Here is a 20,769-nt window from a genome sequence, read left to right as displayed (position 1 = left end):
CCACGTTAGTGAGCGAGCGTCCACCGATCGACCCACGTTAGTGAGCGAGCGTCCGGGTCTTAGAGATCCCGGATGGTTCGCAATGCGGCGGCGGCCAGGACTTGGATTGCGAAGCCGAGGGCACGCTCGTCCACGATGAAGTCACCGCGATGGAGATCGTATTCCTCGCCGCCGGGGGTGTGGGTTCCGAGCCGCATCATGGCACCCGGCAGGTCGGCCAGGAACCAGGCGAAGTCCTCGCCGCCCATGGACTGGGGCGTCAGGACGACGGCGTGCTCGCCGAGTTCCGCGCGGGCCGCGGCCTCGATGAGGGCAGTCTCGTGTTCCGAGTTGACCACGGGAGGGACGCCGCGGGTGTGCTCGAGGTGCACGTCCACCCCGTACGGCGCGGCAACTTGCTGGACCACGTCGTCGAGCAACTCCCCTGCGCTATGCCACGCGTCCCGGTCCAGGCAACGCATAGTGCCGGCCATGTAGCCATTGGCGGGGATGGCGTTGGGCGCGGAACCTGCCGCAATCTGGCCCCACACCACCGAGACCCCGCTGCGCACATCCACGCGACGGGACAGGACGGCCGGCACGTTGACGGCGATCTGGGCCAGCGCGAAGACCAGGTCCTCGGTCAAATGCGGACGGGAAGTGTGGCCGCCACGTCCGGTCAATTCGATTTTGATGGTGTCCGACGCCGAGGTGATGGCGCCGATGCGGGTGCCGATCTTGCCGACGTTGATCCGCGGATCACAGTGCAGCGCAAGAATCCGCGGGACACCCTGGAGCACACCCTGCTCGATGCAGGACAGCGCACCGCCCGGCATGGTTTCCTCCGCTGGCTGGAAGATGATGCGCACCGTGCCGCCCAAGGGGGATTCCTGGTGCATGGCATGCAGTACCAAGGCAATGCCGAGCATGCTGGTGGTGTGGACGTCATGCCCGCACGCGTGGGTGACACCGTGGTTCTTCGACGCGAACGCAAGGCCCGTCTCCTCGATGATGGGGAGGGCGTCGATGTCTCCGCGCAGGGCGGTGGCGATGGGCCCCTCGCCGACGTCGACCGTCAGCCCCGATCCTTCCAGCCGACGGGGTTCAAGGCCGGCCGCCTCGAGCCGTTCAACCAACTTGTCCGTGGTGCGAAATTCCTTGAAGGAAAGTTCGGGGTGCGCATGCAGGTCCCTCCGGAATTCAATGAGTTCCGGCAAGAGATCGTCAAGCCACGGCTTCACCACAGGGGTCGGCTCGGTTTCGGTAGTGAAATTGCGCACCTCACAACTCTAGCCATCCGCGCCCTCCGAATAGCGAAAGGGGTCCCTTGGTTACGAACGGCGCCACCGGACAGCGCGGCACGGGAGCTAGAGAACGTCGGTGTCCCCGCTGGCCTTGAGCGCGTCCACCGCACCCTTGACCCGCTGGGCGTGCTCCTTCGTGGTGACAAGCAGCGCGTCCGGCGTATCGACGATCACGACGTCCTTGATTCCGATAAGCGCAATCACGCGCTTGGTGTCGGAGACCACCACGCCGCTGGCGTTCTCAGTGAACACGCGGGCGCCTTCACCGAGGACGGTCACCTCGTCGACGTCGCCGGCGTTGTTGAGGCGACCGATCGCGGCGAAGTCTCCGACGTCGTCCCAGCGGAAAGTACCGGGTACGACGGCGACATCCCCCGCCGCTGCGGCGGGTTCCGCCACGGCATAGTCGATGGCAATCTTCGGCAGCGTGGGCCACACCCGGGCGGTCACTTCATCGCGTTCCGGAGTGTCCCAGGCGTCGGCGATTTCCTGCAGCCCGGCAAACAAGACCGGCTGGTTTGCCTCCAGGTGCTTGAGCATGAGCGCAACCGGGGCGACGAACATACCGGCATTCCAGACGTAGTCGCCGGTCTCAAGGTACTTCTTGGCGATGTCTTCACTCGGCTTCTCGACGAATTCGACCACGGCATGCGCGTTCGGCGCGTCCTCGATATTGAGCAGGTCGCCGGTGCGGATGTAACCGAACCCGGTTGAGGGATGCGTGGGCTTGATGCCGATAGTGACGATTTTTCCGGCAGCCGCAGTGTGGATGGCCTCGCGGACCGTTTCCTGGAAGAGGTTGTCCGGGCTTATGACATGGTCCGCGGCGAAGGAACCCATGATGGTGTCAGGGTCGCGGCGGTGCAGGATGGCGGCGGCGAGGCCGATCGCCGCGCCTGAGTCCTTGGGTTCGCTTTCGAGGACCAGCTCGTCGTCGCCCACTTCGGGAAGCTGGCGGCAGACTGCGGTGCGGTGCGCCACACCCGTAACCACCAGCACGCGGTTGCCCGCCAGCGGCTCGAGGCGGTCGTACGTTGCCCGCAGGAGGGTGCTTCCCGAACCCGTGAGGTCGTGCAGGAATTTGGGCGCAGCAGCACGCGAAAGCGGCCACAGGCGCGTGCCCACTCCGCCGGCCGGAATAACCGCGTGGAAGTGGCGCAATGGCGATTCGAGGCTTGCAGCGTTTTCTATACTCACCGCAACACCATATCGAACATGCGCGCAAGTCCCGCTTTGTGGTCTTCGTCTCACCCTTGTGGCGAAAAGGCCGGAATTCAGGCGAACACCCGCACTCTCGTTACAAGAAGGGGCGCCTAAATTGAATAAGCTGTGAGCGAAGCCTAGATTTAGGCTGAGCTACGAGTGCTCTCGCAGCTGGCGTTTCCCCCGCATGGATCCCGTGCCAGCGCCGCTGTGTTGCAGGAAGGTTTATTCAGTGCCGACAAAACCAGCTGGCACCTTGTACCGCGGCCGTGAAGGCATGTGGTCCTGGGTTGGACACCGCATTACCGGTGTTGTGATCTTTTTCTTCTTGTTGGTCCATGTGCTGGACACCTCATTGGTGCGTGTGTCCCCGGAGGCCTACACGGCCGTTATCGGCGCCTACAAGAACCCCCTCATGGCCCTGGGCGAGACGGGCCTCGTCGCAGCGATCGTTTTCCACGCCTTCAATGGTCTGCGCGTGATCGCCATTGACTTCTGGAAGAAGGGCGCAAAATACCAGCGCCAGATGTTGTGGACCGTTCTGGTCTTGTGGCTGGTCGTTTTCGGGGCCTTCGCCATCCGCCACCTGTCCCTCGCACTGGGAGGCCACTAAGCCATGAGTACTGATATTCAGACCCCACGCAGTGGAAGAAACAGTAGCGGGAAGATTGCTCCGCAGTACCGTCGCGGCACCGGTTCCAAGGGGAACTTCGAGATGTTCGCATGGCTGTTCATGCGGCTCTCCGGCGTCGTGCTTGTGGTTCTGATCTTCGGCCACCTCTTCGTGAACCTCATGGTGGGCGAAGGCATCCACGGCATCGACTTCGGCTTCGTGGCCGGCAAGTGGGCCGACCCGTTCTGGCAGTTCTGGGACCTTGCCATGCTGTGGCTCGCCATGCTGCACGGCACCAACGGTGTCCGCACCATCATCAACGACTACGCCGAGAAGGACGCCACCCGCTTCTGGCTCAAGGTGGTCCTTTACGCGGCTACAGTCGTCATCGTCGTTCTGGGCACACTGGTGATTTTCACTTTCAACCCGTGCCCTGTCGCCAACGGCGTTCAGCTGCCGGGCGGGTTCTGCCCGGCGCCGTAGCGGCTCCGCTGCACCACCGGCTTGCCGGCTGTGCACAATTCGCGGAGCAGGCTCCGCCGACCATCTGACTTAGAGAGAAAGAGCATCTGGTATGCAGGTCCATAAGTACGACGTCGTTATTGTCGGTGCCGGCGGCGCCGGCATGCGCGCCGCGATCGAATCCGGCCAGCGCGCACGCACCGCAGTACTGACCAAGCTCTACCCCACCCGTTCCCACACTGGCGCAGCCCAGGGCGGCATGTGCGCAGCCCTGGCCAACGTCGAAGAGGACAACTGGGAGTGGCACACGTTCGACACCATCAAGGGTGGCGACTACCTGGTTGACCAGGACGCGGCCGAGGTCATGGCGAAGGAAGCCATCGACGCCGTGCTGGACCTGGAAAAGATGGGCTTGCCGTTCAACCGCACGCCCGAAGGCCGCATTGACCAGCGCCGTTTCGGTGGCCACACCCGTGACCACGGCAAGGCTCCGGTCCGCCGCGCCTGCTACGCAGCAGACCGCACGGGCCACATGATCCTGCAGACGCTGTACCAAAACTGCGTCAAGCACAACGTTGAGTTCTACAACGAGTACTACGTCCTGGACCTGCTGCTCGTCGAAGAAGACGCAGTGCGCGAGGACGGCACGCCGTACAAGCAGAAGCGCGTTGCCGGCGTGGTGTCCTACGACCTCGCTTCCGGCGAACTGCACGTCTTCCAGGCCAAGTCCGTGGTCTTCGCCTCCGGCGGCGCGGGCAAGGTCTTCAAGACCACCTCCAACGCCCACACCCTGACCGGTGACGGCATGGGCATCGCATTCCGCCGCGGTATCCCGCTGGAAGACATGGAGTTCTTCCAGTTCCACCCGACCGGCCTTGCAGGCCTGGGCATCCTCCTCACCGAAGGTGCACGCGGCGAGGGCGCTATCCTCCGTAACTCGGAGGGTGAACGCTTCATGGAGCGCTACGCCCCCACCATCAAGGACCTCGCGCCCCGTGACATCGTGGCCCGCGCCATGGCCAACGAAGTCCGTGAGGGCCGTGGTTGTGGTCCGAACAAGGACTACGTCCTCCTGGACCTGACCCACCTCGAGCCCGCGCACATCGAGGCCAAGCTGCCGGACATCACCGAGTTCGCCCGCACCTACTTGGGTGTGGAACCGTTCACGGAACCGGTTCCGGTGTTCCCGACGGCGCACTACGCCATGGGCGGCATCCCCACGAACATCACCACGGAGGTGCTGCAGGACAACGACACGATCGTTCCCGGCCTGTACGCCGCCGGCGAGGTCGCCTGCGTTTCGGTGCACGGCTCCAACCGCCTCGGCACCAACTCGCTCCTCGACATCAACGTCTTCGGAAAGCGCGCCGGCGTGGCTGCTGCGGAATACTCCAAGACTGCGGACTTCGTCGAACTCCCGGAAGATCCCGAGGCACACACCCGCACTATGCTGTCCGGGCTGCTGGACGGCAACGGGACCGAGCGTGTGGCGCAGATCCGCAAGGAACTGCAGGAAACCATGGACACCAACATGCAGGTGTTCCGCACCAAGGAATCCCTGGACCAGGTCCTCAGCGACATCGCCGGGTTCGAGGAGCGCTACAAGAACGTGGTTGTCCAGGACAAGGGCAAGCGCTTCAACCTGGATCTGCTGGAGGCCGTTGAACTCGGCTTCCTCCTCGACATGGCGAAGGTCATGACGGTCGGTGCGCTGCACCGTGAAGAGTCCCGCGGCGGCCACTACCGCGAGGACTTCCCGGACCGCGACGACGAGAAGTTCATGAAGCACTCCATGGCTTACAAGGACATCTCGGTCACCACCGAATCGTCAGCCGAATCCGTAGCGGGCATCCGTCTCGAGACCAAGCCCGTTGTCTTTACCCGTTACGAGCCAATGGAGCGTAAGTACTAATGACGACCGAAATGGCTGAGCCGGCCTCCAAGATCGAGCTTCCCGCAGGTATCGGTGGAGGCGGGGAAATCCCCACCTTCAACATCACGCTGCGCGTGCGCCGCTACAACCCTGAGGTCTCGGAAGAGCCCGTATGGCAGGACCACCAGCTGACCATGTACGGCACCGACCGCGTGCTGGACGCCCTGCACAAGGTCAAGTGGGAGATCGACGGTTCGCTTTCCTTCCGCCGCTCCTGTGCCCACGGCATTTGCGGCTCCGATGCCATGCGCATCAACGGCCGCAACCGCCTCGCCTGCAAGACCTTGCTGAAGGACCTGGACACGTCCAAGCCCATCACTGTTGAGCCGATCAAGGGCCTTCCTGTGGAGAAGGACCTAATCGTGGACATGGAGCCGTTCTTCCAGTCCTTCCGCGAGGTCATGCCGTTCCTGATCAACAAGGGCCACGAGCCCACCAAGGAGCGCCTGCAGTCGGTTGAGGACCGTGAGCGCTTCGACGACACCACCAAGTGCATCCTGTGTGCCGCCTGCACGTCGTCCTGCCCCGTGTTCTGGACGGACGGCCAGTACTTCGGCCCCGCAGCCATCGTCAACGCGCACCGCTTCATCTTCGATTCCCGCGACGATGCCGGCGACATGCGCTTGGAGATCCTCAACGACAAAGAAGGCGTGTGGCGCTGCCGCACCACCTTCAACTGCTCGGAGGCTTGCCCGCGCGGCATCCAGGTGACCCAGGCCATCGCCGAAGTCAAGCAGGCCATCCTGGCACGCAAGATCTAGTTTCCGAAGTTAAAGTACGACGACGACGGCGCCGCCCCTTAACAGGGCCCACCAACGCAAGGTTCCCTGCCCGAGCTTGCGAGGGTAGGGAGTGTTGGGGGATTCGGCGCCGTCGTCGTTTAAAGTGGAAGGCAACACATGACAACGTCCGTTAAAGTCACCTTCGAGGGCACCACCGGGGACATGCTTTCGGGGTTGCTGGACCTGCCTGACGGCCCGGTGCGCGGCTGGGGTGTGTTCTCCCACGGTTTCACCCTGGGGAAGGACAGTCCTGCCGCTGCGCGCATCTGCAAGGGCCTGGCAGCGGCCGGCGTAGGCATGCTCCGCTTCGACAATCTCGGGCTGGGCGGCTCGGGCGGAGAATGGTCGCAGGGATCATTCACGCACAAGGTGGCCGACACCGTACGAGCCGCCGAATTCATGCGGTCCGAAGGCAAGACGATCTCCCTGCTCGTGGGACATTCCTTCGGCGGTGCTGCGGTCCTCTCGGCGGCACGCGATATCCCGGATCTCCGCGCAGTGGCGACGGTCGGCGCGCCGTTCTCGCCCAAGCACGTGGAGCACGTCTTCGATTCGGCGATGGACAAGATCCTCAGCGAAGGAAGCGCCGAGGTGGACCTGGGCGGCAAGCGCGTCGAGATCCGCCGCCACTTCGTGGAGGACCTCCAGAACGCGGACCTCAGCGATTGCATCCGGACGCTGCACAAGCCGCTCATGGTTCTTCACTCCCCCACCGACAACACGGTAGGGATCGACAACGCCAGCACCATTTTCCAGACGGCGCGGCACCCACGTAGCTTCGTATCCCTCGAAGGCAGCGACCATCTCCTGACCGGCAAGGGACAGGCCGCTCGGGTGGCGAAAATCATCTCTGCGTGGGCAGACCAGTACCTCGGCGACTAGCACGAGGAACCTCGCCCTTGGGGCTCTCGCTGCGCCTCAGGAGTCTTTTGCGTGGAACGTGCGCGGCGAAGGGTGTCGTGATCCGAGGGCAGGTTTGGGGTGCCCTTGTGCGCCCGTGTCCGCTTCCCTGATGGCCGCCCACGCGCCGGATACCAAATAGACCTGGCTGACCAGGTTGAACCAAATGAGAAGCCCGATGATGATGGCGAATGAGGCCAGAATGGGATTCCGTCCGGCATTCGCCAGCAGCTCGGTGCTGAAGATCTGGAGGATGGTGGTCCCGACTCCGGCGAGCACCGTTCCTTCCAGGAACGCTCGGCGGCGAAGCTTCAGGCGGCCCGCGAAGCGGAACATGATCACCGCCGTCGCCCAGTTGAGGACCAGTGGAACAGCCGTACGGACGAGCCAGGTAACGGGGCCGGCCACCGCGTCAGCCAAGCCGAGCCGTTCGATGATCCATCCGGCGGCTGTCCCGAATACGAGCGAAACACCGGCGCTGACCACCAGGGCCGCGCCGAGCAGCAGGAGGGTACCGGCGTCGCGGGCCTTCATCAGGAGCGGGTTCTCTTGGACGGGGTCCAGTCCGATAACCCCGCGAAGTCCCTCCCGAATCCCGGCGATCCAGCCGAGCGCGGTAAACACCGTGACGACGGCGGCTATGGCAGCCGTCCAGCCAAGGCCTGTGGGATTCAGGAGATCATGCGGATCTACCAGGCCGTTGCCTCCGTTCGTTTTCAGGAGTCCAGGGGCCGCCGTGGCGACGCTCGAGACAATTGAATCAACCAGTTGGGGCTGTCCGTTGAGGACCAGGCCGGTCACGGCGAATCCCGTTGCCAGCAAGCCTGTTATGGAGAAGAACATCGTGAAGCCTATGCCGGCGCTCAACAACGGACCATGGCGCAGGTTGTAGAGGTTAAACGCGCGCATGGGCCGGAAGTTGCTGAGCCGGGCGAGGGCCAGGTTGATGAAGGCCGGTATTGTGGCGCCTCTATTGCCCGAGCGCCGGGCTTTACCCCATTCGACTTGCCGGTGAATGAGCTGCAGCCTTAGCTGCGCTCCTTCAGTCGGTAGCGGGGGCCTCTCCGCCTGTTGCCGATCGTTGTGCTGTGCTTTCCCGTGATTGGTCTGCGTCGCCGCCAAAGTCGAGCTCTTCCCGTAGCTGCCAGATGCCGTTGTCGTCGTGCTCGTAGAGTCCCATGCTAACCACAGGGAAGGTGGCGGTGTAGTTCTTGAGCACCGTTTCGGCCTCGTCCAGGCTTTCGGGGGCGACGTCGTGGGCAACTGTCACGTGCGGGTGGTAGGGGAAAGGAAGATCGCGTTCCAGCGGGCCGGTCTGCAGTTGTTCGTGCAGGCCCACGCACTCCTCGAAACCGTCTTCTACCTTCAGGAACACCACCGGGGATACCGGACGGAAGGAGCCCGTGCCGGAAATCGTGATCTTGAATGGTGCCTGGCGACGTGCGACGTCGCGAACATGCTCGCGAGTGGCTTCCCAGTCCTGGGCAGGCGTGGTGGTCACGAGGGTGATGTGGGCCGGGATCACTTCCGCCATGGGATCACCGAAGGAAGCACGCCATTGCTGCAGTTCCCGGGCGACATCCTGGGGGAACCCCAGGATGACCCCCACGCACAGGCTCTCCCCGCACGCACTGGCAGGCTGGCGTCCAGCCGTGTCCAGGCGGGCATCAGTGGCCTGGCCGGCTCCCCTTGAAAGGGAGCCGGCCTGGACGCTGAGCTTGCCAGCTGCGCACATGGCTTTAGCGGATTCCTTGTGCTCCGCCGTAAGGCAGGAAGCCCACCTTGGCGTAGACGTCGGCGAGCGTGGCCGAGGCGATCTCGCGGGCTTTGTCCGCCCCGTGGGCGAGGAGCCGGTCGAGTTCGGCCGGATCGGCCAGCAACTCGTTGGCGCGGTCCCGGATTGGACCGAGGTGGGCTGCAACGAGTTCAGCGAGATCGACCTTCAGGTGGCCGTACATCTTGCCTTCGTAGTCCGCGACGATCTTCTCCACCGGCTGGCCGCTGATGGACGAGTAGATGCTCAGCAGGTTGGACACCCCGGGCTTGGCTTCGCGGTCGAAGCGGATTTCCGTCTCGGTGTCCGTGACTGCCGACTTGATGCGTTTGGCCGTGATCTTCGGGTCATCGAGCAGGTTGATCAGGCCGGCCGGCGACTCCGCGGACTTGGACATCTTTGCCGTGGGGTTCTGGAGATCGTAGATCTTGGCCGTTTCCTTCTGAATGAAGGCCTGCGGTACCTGGAACGTCTCGCCGTAGCGGCTGTTGAAACGCTGGGCGAGGTCGCGGCTGAGTTCAATGTGCTGCCGCTGGTCTTCACCTACGGGCACCCCGTGTGGCTGATACAGCAGAATGTCGGCTGCCTGCAGGATCGGGTACGTGAAGAGCCCGACGCTCGCGTGGTCCGAACCGTGTTGCAGGGACTTGTCCTTGAACTGGATCATGCGCGAGGCCTCGCCGAAGCCCGTGATGCAGCCGAGGACCCACGCCAGCTGGGCGTGTTCAGGAACCTGGGACTGGACGAACAGCGTGCACTTGTTGACGTCTACGCCGCCTGCGATGTATTGCGCAGCGGTGACGCGCGTGCGGCGGGCCAGCTCAGCGGGATCCTGCGGCACCGTAATGGCATGCAGGTCCGGGATGAAGAAGATGGCGTCGTACTCGTCCTGCATGCGGACCCAGTTGACCAGGGCACCAAGGTAGTTGCCCAGGTGGAGGGAGTCAGCGGAGGGCTGCATGCCGGAGAGCACACGGTGCTTGGCCCCGGCGGCCAGTTTGGTGGATGTTGCCTTGGCTGCGGCTGCAGCGGGTTCAGTCGTGGTGGAACTGGTCATGAGGAAACTTTCGAAAGCCTAGAGCTGGTAGTCGACTACCAGCGGTGCGTGGTCGGAAAAACGGGTGTCCCACGACGGCGCCCGGTCAACGACGGCCGAAAGTGCGGCTGCCGCGAGTCCAGGAGTGGCCATGTGGTAGTCGATGCGCCAGCCTGTGTCAGTGTCAAAGGCCTTACCGCGCTGGGACCACCAGGTGTAGGGGCCATCGACATTTCCTGCCAGGCCCCTGTGGACATCCCTCCATCCGATCTCGTCGCCGAAGAAGCGGTCGAAGTACGCGCGCTCCTCAGGAAGGAACCCGGCACGCTTGGTGTTGCCCTTCCAATTCTTGATGTCGAGCTCGGTGTGGCCCACGTTGAGGTCGCCGACCACCAGGGCGTGCTCGCTGTGCTTGGCAAGTTCAGGAAGCCTTGTGGTCATGACGTCCAGGAAGCGGTACTTGTCCACCTGCTTGGGTGTGTCCGCTTCGCCCGAGTGCACATAGGCGCTGACGACCGTCAGGGTAGTGTCCTTGCCGCCGCCGTCCCGAACAACGTAGTCCGCCTCGACCCAGCGACCAGTGGTGGCGAAATAGTCGTCGCCGATACCCACGCGGGTGGCCACGGGTTCCTGCCGGGAGGCAATCGCGACGCCGGCGCGGCCCTTTGCCTCGGCTTCGGCGTGGAGGATGTGCCAGCCTTCGCCGATGAGCTGGTGGACCACCTCATCGGGCGCGCGGACTTCCTGCAGACACAGGATGTCGACGTCGCGCGGTTCCAGCCACTCCGCCATGCCCTTCTTGTAGGCGGCACGAATGCCGTTGACGTTGACCGTTGCGATGCGAAGGAAGTCCTTCTTCAATGCCGAGCTCACCCCGCCTACTCTAGTCGATGATGGTGCCCGAGACGGGCTCGTCGCCGCCGGAGGACTTGATCATGTCCCGGGCATTGCTTGATGTGATGGCGATGGTTTCCAAGGCGCGGTTGATGGTGTCCTGGTCGGCGGCGTCGCCCTTGGCGCGCTCGTCCTCCACCACGCGTACTTGCACCTGGACAATCTTGAAAGAGTGGTCCAGTTTGAGGTCCCGCATTTCGTCAGCTTCGCTCCGTTCCGAGACCACCCGGGTGCCACCGTGGTCGGCGCTCGACGACGACGGCGCCCGGCCGGTTGCCGCGTTGAAGGCGTTCTGCGCTTCGGTGAGTTTTTCACCGGCCCGCTTGGCGGCCTTCTGGATGCTGAAGACCACGAAAGCGGCGAGCGCGAGCCAGCCGAAGGAGACAACGGCAACGATCCAACCGACGACGTCGTTATGGTTGGCGGCGAAGATCACGGCCACCAGGAAAGCGATGAGCACCACCGTCATGCCCAGTCCACCGATGCGGAAGCCTTTGAAAGGGCTCCTGGCGGAAGCGGACGAGGGAACAGATGACGGGGAGTCGCCGAGGGATCGCATGCACCCATTGTCGCAAACTCCGCACGGCGAACTGCCCGCTTCCACCCCCGGCGAACAGCCCGTGCCGCTATTTCAGGAAGAGCTTGCGCAACCTTCCGGTAGTGAGCGTGATGCCGAGGGCGATCATCACGAGGTAGTAGGCGATATGGACTGCCGTGGCCGGGCTGAAGGAACCAATGCTGATCTGCCGCAGGAGTTCCACGCCATGCCAGAGCGGCATCGCTTGGATGAGCCACTGGATGTATTGCGGATAGACGCTCAACGGGTAGAAGGTAGCGCTGAAAAGAAACATGGGCAGCATGAAGAAGTTGATCCAGTCCATCTGTTGGAAAGTCTTCATGAAGCTGGTGATGCCCATGCCGAAACTCGCGAAACCAAAAGCGATCAGCACTGAGGCGGGGATGACCAGGACCGCCCATGGCGTGGTGATGAGTCCCATGACGGCCATGACGGCTGTGAACCCCGTGGCGTACAGGAGTCCGCGCAGCAGGGCCAGGAAAACCTCCCCGATTGCTACGTCCAATGGTCCGAGGGAGGTGTAGAGCATTCCCTGGTACAGCTTGGCGAAGTTCATCTTGAAGAAGACGTTCCACGTGGAGTCATAGACGGCGCCGTTCATGGCGGACACGGCCAGGAGCGCGGGCGCGATGTAGGCCGCATAACTGATTTCCTGGCCGCCCGGTCCCGCCACGGTACCCACAATCGGGCCGAGTCCCACGCCCATCGAAATCAGGTACAGCACCGGCTCGAAGAACCCGGAAACCAGGATCAACCACGTGCTGCTTTTCGCTGCCATGAGGCCCCGCGACACCACAGAAAGCGCGTTGCGGGAGTACAGCGGGCCGAAGGTGCGTTCACGGGCGGCGTCGGTGGCGCTGTGGCCACCGGTAAGAACGCTCATGCCCCCATCCTCCTGGCGAACTGGCGCCGCGTGAGCGTCCAACCTGCAGCGGCGGCGCCCACGAGGAACAGGACGTGGGTCAGGGTCAACAAGGGATTCTCCTCGAGTCCATAGGTGAAGACGCGGCCCAGTTGCGTTCCGTGCCACACCGGGGAGATCCAACCGATCCAGCGCACTGCGAGCGGCAGCGAATCCAGTGGGAAGAACGTGCCCGAAAACAGGAACAGGGGTACCACGATGAATCGCTGCACCAACGCGAACTGGCCGGAGTCTTTGGTGATGGTCGAGGCGTAGGCCATGAGCGGCAGCCCGAAGGAGAGCCCGGCCACCGTGGCTACAATCGCCGACACCCAGCCCCACGGACTCGGCGAGGCACCGAACATGGCCACGATGGCGAAGTAGACCAGCGATTGCACGAGGAACTTCAAGGCACTTGCCATGATGTGGCCCGCAGCGATCTGCTGCGGCACCAGCGGGGAGGCGTGCGGGCCATAGAACACGCGGCGCCATTTGAAGCCGTCCATGATCGGGTAGGAAAAGTCCCCCGACGCTGTCATGACCGCGGATGAAACCAGCAGCGCCGGCGCGATGAAGGTCAAATAGTTCACTCCGCCAAACACTGCCGCGCTGTTCGCATCCACCAGGCTCGCCAACCCGATGCCCATCGCGAACAGATACGCCACCGGCTGCCCCACGCTGTACAGGAACACGGACCAGCCGTAGCCACGCATCACACGCAGGACCTGCTCGGCGTAGAAGAAAGATCCCCAGCGCTTCGCCCGGCTGGCTGAAACGGCAGGCGAGTGTGCGCTAATCAACGAGGCTCCGTCCGGTGAGCCGGAGGAAGACGTCCTCCAGCGAAGAACGCCGCACCAGCGAGGTCAAGGGACGGAGCCGGCGTGCGGAGACCTGCTCCAGCGCCGATTCGCCGTCGTCCGCATAGATGAGCACCCGGTCCGGAAGCGTCTCGACGCGTTCGCCGACGCCCGCGAGTTCGACGCCGATGGTGGCGTTGCGTTCCGAACCGAAGCGGAGTTCCAGGACCTCCCGCGTGGAATATTCGCGGATCAGGCTGGCCGGCGAGCCTTCGGCCATGATCCGGCCCTTGTCCACCACAATCAGCCGGTCGCAAAGCTGTTCGGCCTCGTCCATGTAGTGCGTGGTGAGGATCAGGGTGACGCCTTGCTCCTTGAGCCTGAACAGCCGGTCCCAGAGGATGTGGCGGGCCTGCGGGTCCAGCCCCGTGGTGGGCTCGTCCAGGAGCAGGATCTTGGGCTCGTTGATCAGCGAGCGCGCAATCGTGAGACGCCGTTTCATGCCGCCGGAGAGGGCATCAACCCTGGACTTGGCCTTGTCCGTCAGCTGGGCGAACTCGAGCAGCTCATCGGCCTTGGGGCGCAAGTAGCTCAAGGGCAGGCCGAAGTAGCGGCCGTAGACAATCAGGTTTTCGCGGACCTTCAGTTCCTCGTCGAGGTTGTCCTGCTGTGGCACAACTCCGAGGTGCGCGCGGACTTCCGGCCCGTGCGTTTCCGGGTCCAGGCCCATGATGCTCAGCTTCCCGGACGTGCGCTGGGAGACTCCGCCGATCATTTTCATGGTGGTCGATTTGCCGGCGCCGTTGGGGCCAAGCAGGCCGAAGGACTCCCCCGCCGGCACCTCGAAGGAGATACCGTCGACGGCGACAAGCTCGCCGTAGCTCTTGGTGAGGTTTTCGGCTGTGATGACTGCGGGTGGGTTCATCTGGAAGCTGGCTGACGTGGAGAAAGAGCGGGTGGCTTCATTGTGCACCCCAGCAGACTAGTAGAGCCAAGGAATACGTGAAAGAGGTATTCCGCAATTTTCTGGAGTAACCCCGGAACCACAGCGGGACATTCTGCTGGATCACTCCAAACCTCAGGCCCTGGAACCGCGTGATTCCAAGGCCTGATGGTTTATCCAGACGAGTGATCCAGCAGGATCCGCCGGTTCGTCATTTCGTGGGATGTGCCCGCAGCACTTCCAAGCGTTGGCGGTACTCGGTCTCGTCGATTTCGCCCCGTGCGTAGCGCTCCCTCAGCACGCTTTCAGCGCCCTGTGTTGCTGCCCAGTAGTGGTTCCGGCGCCACATCCGGCGGCCGAAAAAGATGAAGAATCCGATCACGAGGATCCAAAACAACGGGATCAGGAGGAAAAACGGCCAGAAGGCGAATCCGTCCCCGGGTCCGTGAACGCCGTCGGCGGGCAGCTGGGCGGCCGCGGCGATGGCGGTGCTCAATGATGTCAACATGTCCAGTCCAAACTCTCAACAGGCCGTATCTCGGCTCTGGTTCCAGTCTGGTTTTTGGCCCATCGAAAGACGTCGGCCACCGGGAGTCACTTACGGTTCGCCGCCTACTCCCCCGGGAGACTGCAGGCCAGGGCTAGCTGCTCCAGCCCGGCCGCACCAAGCCGGATTCGTAGGCCAACACCACCAGTTGCGCACGATCCCGGACCAGAAGTTTGGTCATGATCCGTGAAACGTGCGTCTTCGCTGTCAGCGGGGTGATGAACAGCCGCTCGGCGATCTCTGCGTTGTTCAGTCCTTCGCCTACAAGCGCCAGGACTTCCCGTTCTCGCTCGGTGATTTGCTCCAAGGGCACTATCTTCGACGCAGCCTTGCTGTGCAGGGCGAGCTGGGCCATGATGCGGCGTGTCACGGACGGCGAAAGGAGGGCGTCGCCGTCGTGCACTACCCGCACGGCGCGGATCAGTTCCTCCGGTTCGGTGTCCTTGACGAGGAAACCGGCGGCACCCGCGCGCACGGCTTCGGCGATGTATTCGTCCAGCTCGAACGTGGTGAGGATGATGATTCGGGTGTGCGCGAGGCGCGGGTTGGCCAGGATTTCCCGGGTCGCGGCCAGTCCGTCGCCATCCGGCATACGTATGTCCATGAGGACGACGTCGGGAGCCTCACGCTCGGCCAGCCTGACGGCATCCCGCCCAGTACCGGCTTCCGCCACCACTTCCATGTCCGGTTCGGCGTCCAAGAGGGCCCGGAAGCCCGCCCTGATGAGGTTCTGGTCGTCCGCGAGCAGCAAGCGGATCATGGTTGGAGTCCTCCCTCGCGGGGGTTCAGCGGGAGGTTCGCTTCCACGCGCAGTCCGGGTTCCAGCGCCGTCAGCCCAAGGGTGCCGCCGAGGGCCTCGACGCGCTCCCGCATGCCCCTCAGCCCGTTCCCGGCGGGCGCTCCCCGGAGGCCTCCGCCGTCGTCGTCGATACTCACCCGCAGCGCGTTCCCCGCCAATTCCAGAAGTACGACGGCGGACGCCGCGCCGGAGTGCCGGCGGACGTTGCTCAGACCTTCCTGGACGATCCGGTAGGCGGCTTCCTGCTGTGTTCTACCAATTAGTTCAGGGCCCACGGAATTTTCGAACCGCACCTCCAAGCCGCCTCGCCGCGCGTCGTCCACGAGTTCCGGGATCCGCACCAGACTTGGCGGCGCCGCGGGACTCAGCGGGGCGTCGTCGCGCAGTACACCGAGGAGCTGACGGACTTCGGCCAACGACTCCTTGCTCGCGGCTTTGATGGCCTCCAGCGCCGGGCGGAGCTTCTCAGGATCGTTCGTGCCTAGGTGGAGCGCCACCGAGGCCTGGACGTTGATCATCGACAGCGAGTGCGCCACAACATCGTGGATATCGCGGGCGAGCGTGAGGCGGTATTCGTCCCGTTCGGCCTGTTTCGCGGCCTCCCGCCGTCGCCGGTATTCGGCCATCCGTTCGCCCCGCCGTCGGAAGCCTTCACCGATCAGGACAAGGATCGCAGCCCAGGCAACACCGGCAGAGGCCCGGACAAGCCCCGTCTCATCTCCGGCGAGGACGGCCATCAGCACGACGGCGGAAATCCCAGCCCCGAGCCAGGCCTGCCAGCGCAGTCCCGCGGCTGCGGTCAGGATGATCGAGAGAGCCAGGGACAGCACAATCGGGCCCCAGGCGTAACCGAGGAGCAAATAGATGGACGTGGCCGCGAGGGTGATCGGCAGCATGACGGCGGGCCGGCGGATCCGGAAAGCCAAGGCCGCGGGGCCCGCCAACAACAGGATGAAGGCGAGCGGGTCCAAGGGACGCAGGGCCACCTGGTGGCTCGCCGAAAAGACGGTCCCCAAGACTTGGATCAGGGCCACTGCGATCACGATGAAACTCGTGGGAGGACCCTGGAAACGCCGCTGCATGCTCCGAGCCTAGTCGCGGAGGGCGCCGGCGTCGTCGGGTTAACGGTGTAGGGCGCCTACTCCCGAGGGAGTAGGCGCCCTACATCGCGGTGGGGAGCAAAATCAGGCGACGCCGGAGACGCTTCCCGCTGCCACTTGGCGTTCCGCGGCTTCGACCACGTTGGTCATGAGCAGCGCCACGGTCATGGGACCCACGCCGCCGGGGTTCGGCGAAATCCAGCCGGCTACACCGGCAACGGCGGGATCGATGTCGCCGTGGACCTTGCTCTTGCCCGTCTCGGGGTCGGTTTCACGGGTGACACCGACGTCGAGCACGGCAGCGCCCGGCTTCACGTCCGCAGGCTTGACGATGTGCTTGGCACCCGCCGCGCCTACAATCACGTCCGCCTGCCGCAGCAGCTCCGAGAGGTTCTTGGTGCCGGTGTGCGTCAGCGTCACGGTGGCGTTCACGGCCCGCCGGGTGAGCAGCAGGCCGATCGAGCGGCCGATCGTGACGCCGCGGCCGACCACCACAACGTGTTTGCCGGCGAGGCTGTAGCCGTTGCGCTCCAGGAGCTCGATGACGCCGCGGGGTGTGCACGGCAGCGGCGAAGTGATCTCTCCGTTGACGTTGAGCACCAGCCGGCCCAGGTTGGTCGGGTGCAGGCCATCGGCATCCTTGGCGGGGTCGATCCGCTCGAGGATGGCATCGGTGTCCAGGTGCTTGGGCAGCGGCAGTTGCACGATGTAACCGTGGCAGGCGGGGTCCGCATTGAGTTCGTCGATGAGGGCCTCAACCTGCGCCTGGGTGGCATCCGCCGGAAGCTCACGCTGGATCGAGTTCATCCCGATCTCCACAGACTGCTTGTGCTTCATGGACACGTAAAGCTGCGAGGCGGGGTCCGCACCTACGAGCACAGTGGCAATGCCCGGAGTTACGCCGCGGGCCTTCAGGGCAGCGACTCGCTCAGTCAGCTCAGATTTGATGGCGGCGGCGGCGGCCTTGCCGTCAAGGATCTTCGCGGTCTGCGCCATGGACGGGGTCACCACTGCTCGTGCTGCGGGTACAGCGGGAAATCGGCGGCGAGCTTGTCGACGCGGGCCTGCAAGGCTTCAACGTCGGCAGCGGACCCGGCCTTCAGCGCCGAAGCGATGATCTCGGCAACCTCGGTGAATTCGGTGGCACCGAAGCCGCGGGTAGCCAGGGCCGGCGTACCGATGCGCAGGCCGGAGGTGACCATCGGCGGGCGGGGGTCGAACGGAACGGCGTTGCGGTTGACGGTGATGCCCACGGAGTGCAGGAGGTCTTCGGCCTGCTGGCCGTCCAGCTGCGAGTTGCGCAGGTCCACGAGGACCAGGTGGACGTCGGTGCCGCCGGTGAGCACGGAAACACCGGCTTCAGCGACGTCGGCCTGGTTGAGGCGATCTGCGATGATCTTGGCGCCTTCGAGGACGCGCTCCTGGCGTTCCTTGAATTCCTCGCCGGCTGCGATCTTGAACGCAACAGCCTTGGCGGCGATCACGTGCATGAGCGGGCCGCCCTGCTGGCCCGGGAATACGTTGGAGTTGAGCTTCTTAGCCCATTCCTGCTTGGCGAGGATCACGCCGGAACGGGGTCCGGCCAGCGTCTTGTGCACCGTGGAGGTCACGACGTCGGAGTGCGGCACCGGGCTCGGGTGCAGGCCTGCTGCGACGAGGCCGGCAAAGTGGGCCATGTCCGTCCAGAGAAGCGCGCCAACCTCGTCGGCGATGGAACGGAAGGCTGCAAAGTCGAGGTGGCGCGGGTAAGCGGACCAGCCGGCGATGATGACCTGCGGCTTCTCGGCAATGGCCTGTTCGCGGAGCTTGTCCATGTCCACGCGGAAGGTGTCTTCTTCAACCTGGTAGGCAGCTACGTTGTAGAGCTTTCCGGAGAAGTTGAGCTTCATGCCGTGGGTCAAGTGACCGCCGTGGGCCAGGGAAAGGCCGAGGATCTTGTCACCGGGAGTGATCATGGCGGACAGGGCTGCGGCATTGGCCTGTGCACCCGAGTGCGGCTGCACGTTGGCGTACTCAGCGCCGAAGAGCTCCTTCACCCGGTCGATGGCCAGCTGCTCGGCAATGTCGACGTATTCGCAGCCGCCGTAGTAGCGGCGGCCCGGGTAGCCTTCGGCGTACTTGTTGGTCAGGACGGAGCCCTGGGCCTCCATGACGGCGCGGGGCGCAAAGTTCTCGGAAGCGATCATTTCCAGGGTGCCGCGCTGGCGGCCGAGTTCCTGTTCCAGAACCGCGGCGATCTCGGGGTCGAGCTCGGAAAGCGGCTGGTTGCTGATGGTCGCGGAGGTGATGGTGGAGGTGGTCACGAAGATCTCCTGGATAGGCAACGGGTATTTCTACAGGTCAGGCTACCGGCTGGGTTTTTTCCATGCCTTTGATTACGGGGCGTGGCACAGCGACAGTAAAACGTGACCCTCGGCCCAGGCGTACGATCCGTGGTCTTCAACAATGCCGCTCCCTGGTGGTACACCACCCAACGCCAGTCGCGACGACTTAAACAGTACAACAGGTGCGCAACGGTAGGCTTTACGTGTGACTGATTCCACCCTGCCTACGTCTTTTGTTGTAACCCTGTCCTGCCCGGACCGGCCCGGAATTGTGCACGCCGTTGCTGGCGCTTTGTTGGAGGCTGGCTGCAACATCGCCGATTCCCAGCAATACGGCAGCCCCAGCACGGGAAACTTCTTCATGCGGGTGGAAGCCACAACGTCCTCGACCCAGGCTGAACTGAGTTCGGCGCTGGCCCCGGTGGCCGAAGAATTCGGCATGAAGTGGCAAATCAACCCGGTGGGCCAGAAGGTCCGCACCCTGATCCTGGGTTCAAAGGACGCGCACTGCCTCAACGATCTGCTCTTCCAGCAACGCTCCGGAACCCTCCCCATCGAGGTGCCCGCCATCGTATCCAACCACCGGGACCTCGAAGGCCTGGCGGAGTTCTACGGGATCCCCTTCCACCACATCCCGGTCACTCCGGACACCAAGCCCCAGGCCGAGGCGAAGCTGCTCGCCCTCATCCATGAGCACGGCATCGAGCTGACCGTCCTGGCGCGCTACATGCAGGTACTCTCCAACGAGCTCTGCACCGAGCTCAACGGCAAGGCCATCAACATCCATCACTCCTTCCTGCCCTCCTTCAAGGGCGCCAAGCCCTACCACCAGGCGCATGCCCGGGGCGTGAAGATCATCGGGGCCACTGCCCACTACGTCACGGCGGACCTCGACGAGGGCCCGATCATCGAGCAGGAAGTCATCCGGGTGGACCACGCCCGCACCGCCGAGCAATTCGTGCAGATGGGCCGCGACGTCGAAGGCCGCACGCTCGCCCAAGCTGTGCAGTGGCACGCCGAACACCGCGTTCTGCTCGACGGCACCCGCACGGTGGTGTTCAACTAACGCTGCGGGCTCCCCCACCCAACTAGCTCGCATTTAATGTCGTTTTGACGCCTCATAACGGCATCTACTGCTAGCTAGTTGGGTGTTCTACGCTGGGTCCATGGACGGGACCCCGAGGGCCTTCAGCGACGAGGCCGAGAATCACGAGGCGAACCTGGCGGTTTACTACGACCGGCAGGCCGGCATCCAGAACACCCGGGCCATGACCCCGCATCGGACGGAATGCCGCGACTGGTTCATTCGTCTTCTCAAGGACGAACACAGGCACTCGCTGTTCGAACTGGGCTGCGGCACCGGCGTCGAAGGCTTGGAGTTCGTGCGGGCAGGACTGCACTACACGGGCGTCGATCTTTCCGAGGAGAGCATCCACGTCGCCCGAGCCAAGGGCCTGGACGCGAGCGTGGCCAGCGGCCGGTCCCTGCCGTTCGCCGACGCCACGTTCCCGGCTGTGTGGACCATGAGCACCCTCCTGCACGTCCCCAACGATGGAATCCACGACGTCGTCCGCGAACTCGTGCGGGTCGCCGCGCCTGGCGCGCCAATCGCCGTCGGGCTCTGGTCCGGTAACGATGAAGAAGTCCTCAACCCCGAGGACGAAGACGAGCCGAGGCGTTTTTTCAGCCGCCGGAGCGACGACGTCGTGCGCCGCATCTTCGGTGCGCACGGCACAGTGGAGCACTTCGAGACCTGGCCCGAGGGCACGGGAGCCGAGTCCGGGCCGGGTGCGGGGAATTGGACTCAGCACTACCAGTTCCTGGTCCTCCGGACACCTTCGCTTGGGCCCACGCCGCCAGGGTTCCCTGGCCGAGCGAAGCGAGGTTAGGGAGGCGGTGGG

Annotated in this window: 22 protein-coding genes and 1 riboswitch; of the genes, 7 read left to right on the top strand and 15 right to left on the bottom strand. The window is 64.1% G+C overall.

The genetic code is table 11. From position 1 onward, the window contains the following. Window positions 1-59: 59 nt before the first annotated feature. Window positions 60-1,259, bottom strand: a complete 1,200-nt coding sequence (locus QRN52_RS06390) for an amidohydrolase (protein ID WP_284751916.1) — start codon at window positions 1,257-1,259, stop codon at window positions 60-62. A gap of 87 nt (window positions 1,260-1,346) precedes the next feature. Then, a complete protein-coding gene (locus QRN52_RS06385) occupies window positions 1,347-2,480 on the bottom strand; it encodes a mannose-1-phosphate guanylyltransferase (RefSeq protein ID WP_284751915.1) in 1,134 nt (377 codons plus the stop codon). A gap of 238 nt (window positions 2,481-2,718) precedes the next feature. On the opposite strand from QRN52_RS06385, the gene sdhC reads away from it, so the two are divergent. From sdhC to QRN52_RS06360, 5 genes are all read left to right on the top strand, one after another. Next, complete coding sequence (gene sdhC, locus QRN52_RS06380) at window positions 2,719-3,099, top strand: succinate dehydrogenase, cytochrome b556 subunit (RefSeq protein WP_078105987.1); 381 nt, start codon at window positions 2,719-2,721, stop codon at window positions 3,097-3,099. Window positions 3,100-3,102: 3 nt separating this feature from the next. Then, window positions 3,103-3,582, top strand: a complete 480-nt coding sequence (locus tag QRN52_RS06375) for a succinate dehydrogenase hydrophobic membrane anchor subunit (protein WP_284751914.1) — start codon at window positions 3,103-3,105, stop codon at window positions 3,580-3,582. A gap of 91 nt (window positions 3,583-3,673) precedes the next feature. Further along, complete coding sequence (gene sdhA / locus QRN52_RS06370; RefSeq protein ID WP_284751913.1) at window positions 3,674-5,473, top strand: succinate dehydrogenase flavoprotein subunit; 1,800 nt, start codon at window positions 3,674-3,676, stop codon at window positions 5,471-5,473. Further along, window positions 5,473-6,255, top strand: coding sequence for a succinate dehydrogenase iron-sulfur subunit (locus QRN52_RS06365; protein ID WP_284751912.1), 783 nt, complete (start codon window positions 5,473-5,475; stop codon window positions 6,253-6,255). Before sdhA ends, QRN52_RS06365 begins: the two co-directional genes overlap by 1 nt. 138 nt (window positions 6,256-6,393) lie before the next feature. After that, on the top strand, window positions 6,394-7,158 hold the full coding sequence (locus QRN52_RS06360; RefSeq protein ID WP_284751911.1) for an alpha/beta hydrolase: 765 nt from the start codon (window positions 6,394-6,396) through the stop codon (window positions 7,156-7,158). Window positions 7,159-7,194: 36 nt separating this feature from the next. Here QRN52_RS06360 and QRN52_RS06355 read toward each other — a convergent pair whose 3' ends face one another. The 13 genes from QRN52_RS06355 to glyA all read right to left on the bottom strand — a co-directional run bounded on the left by QRN52_RS06355 (window position 7,195) and on the right by glyA (window position 18,847). Then, window positions 7,195-8,085 carry a YihY/virulence factor BrkB family protein gene (locus QRN52_RS06355; RefSeq protein ID WP_284751910.1) on the bottom strand — a complete coding sequence of 297 codons (891 nt, stop codon included), beginning with the start codon at window positions 8,083-8,085 and terminating at the stop codon, window positions 7,195-7,197. Between the two features lie 133 nt (window positions 8,086-8,218). Continuing rightward, entirely contained in the window at window positions 8,219-8,911 is a 693-nt protein-coding gene (locus tag QRN52_RS06350; RefSeq protein ID WP_284751909.1) for a 2'-5' RNA ligase family protein, read from the bottom strand. A 4-nt stretch (window positions 8,912-8,915) separates the two neighbouring features. Continuing rightward, the gene (gene trpS / locus QRN52_RS06345) at window positions 8,916-10,007 is read right to left on the bottom strand and encodes a tryptophan--tRNA ligase (RefSeq protein WP_241709461.1); all 1,092 of its coding nucleotides are present in this window, start codon (window positions 10,005-10,007) and stop codon (window positions 8,916-8,918) included. A gap of 18 nt (window positions 10,008-10,025) precedes the next feature. Continuing rightward, window positions 10,026-10,859, bottom strand: a complete 834-nt coding sequence (locus tag QRN52_RS06340) for an exodeoxyribonuclease III (protein WP_284751908.1) — start codon at window positions 10,857-10,859, stop codon at window positions 10,026-10,028. A gap of 10 nt (window positions 10,860-10,869) precedes the next feature. Then, a complete protein-coding gene (locus QRN52_RS06335) occupies window positions 10,870-11,439 on the bottom strand; it encodes a hypothetical protein (RefSeq protein WP_284751907.1) in 570 nt (189 codons plus the stop codon). Window positions 11,440-11,506: 67 nt separating this feature from the next. Next, window positions 11,507-12,340 carry an ABC transporter permease gene (locus tag QRN52_RS06330; protein ID WP_284751906.1) on the bottom strand — a complete coding sequence of 278 codons (834 nt, stop codon included), beginning with the start codon at window positions 12,338-12,340 and terminating at the stop codon, window positions 11,507-11,509. After that, window positions 12,337-13,158, bottom strand: a complete 822-nt coding sequence (locus tag QRN52_RS06325; protein ID WP_284751905.1) for an ABC transporter permease — start codon at window positions 13,156-13,158, stop codon at window positions 12,337-12,339. Before QRN52_RS06325 ends, QRN52_RS06330 begins: the two co-directional genes overlap by 4 nt. After that, complete coding sequence (locus QRN52_RS06320) at window positions 13,151-14,080, bottom strand: ABC transporter ATP-binding protein (RefSeq protein WP_284751920.1); 930 nt, start codon at window positions 14,078-14,080, stop codon at window positions 13,151-13,153. Before QRN52_RS06320 ends, QRN52_RS06325 begins: the two co-directional genes overlap by 8 nt. Before the next feature lie 229 nt (window positions 14,081-14,309). Beyond that, window positions 14,310-14,606 carry an SHOCT domain-containing protein gene (locus QRN52_RS06315; RefSeq protein ID WP_284751904.1) on the bottom strand — a complete coding sequence of 99 codons (297 nt, stop codon included), beginning with the start codon at window positions 14,604-14,606 and terminating at the stop codon, window positions 14,310-14,312. Window positions 14,607-14,739: 133 nt separating this feature from the next. Further along, window positions 14,740-15,405 (bottom strand): response regulator transcription factor, encoded by a 666-nt coding sequence (locus QRN52_RS06310; RefSeq protein WP_284751903.1) that lies wholly within the window; start codon window positions 15,403-15,405, stop codon window positions 14,740-14,742. After that, window positions 15,402-16,526 (bottom strand): sensor histidine kinase, encoded by a 1,125-nt coding sequence (locus tag QRN52_RS06305; protein ID WP_284751902.1) that lies wholly within the window; start codon window positions 16,524-16,526, stop codon window positions 15,402-15,404. Before QRN52_RS06305 ends, QRN52_RS06310 begins: the two co-directional genes overlap by 4 nt. A gap of 102 nt (window positions 16,527-16,628) precedes the next feature. Next, complete coding sequence (locus tag QRN52_RS06300; protein WP_284751901.1) at window positions 16,629-17,540, bottom strand: bifunctional methylenetetrahydrofolate dehydrogenase/methenyltetrahydrofolate cyclohydrolase; 912 nt, start codon at window positions 17,538-17,540, stop codon at window positions 16,629-16,631. Between the two features lie 8 nt (window positions 17,541-17,548). Continuing rightward, window positions 17,549-18,847 carry a serine hydroxymethyltransferase gene (gene glyA / locus QRN52_RS06295; RefSeq protein ID WP_284751900.1) on the bottom strand — a complete coding sequence of 433 codons (1,299 nt, stop codon included), beginning with the start codon at window positions 18,845-18,847 and terminating at the stop codon, window positions 17,549-17,551. 105 nt (window positions 18,848-18,952) lie between these two features. Beyond that, a riboswitch (ZMP/ZTP riboswitch) is annotated at window positions 18,953-19,038 on the bottom strand. A 35-nt stretch (window positions 19,039-19,073) separates the two neighbouring features. On the opposite strand from glyA, the gene purU reads away from it, so the two are divergent. Beyond that, window positions 19,074-19,934 carry a formyltetrahydrofolate deformylase gene (gene purU / locus QRN52_RS06290; protein ID WP_284751899.1) on the top strand — a complete coding sequence of 287 codons (861 nt, stop codon included), beginning with the start codon at window positions 19,074-19,076 and terminating at the stop codon, window positions 19,932-19,934. 100 nt (window positions 19,935-20,034) lie between these two features. Continuing rightward, a complete protein-coding gene (locus QRN52_RS06285; RefSeq protein WP_284751898.1) occupies window positions 20,035-20,757 on the top strand; it encodes a class I SAM-dependent methyltransferase in 723 nt (240 codons plus the stop codon). The last annotated feature ends 12 nt before the right edge of the window (window positions 20,758-20,769 follow it).

This window comes from Arthrobacter sp. efr-133-R2A-120 (genome assembly GCF_030209835.1).
GTDB lineage: Bacteria > Actinomycetota > Actinomycetes > Actinomycetales > Micrococcaceae > Arthrobacter.
Note: the sequence above shows the minus strand (reverse complement) of the source record. Positions and strands in the feature narration are given on the sequence as shown.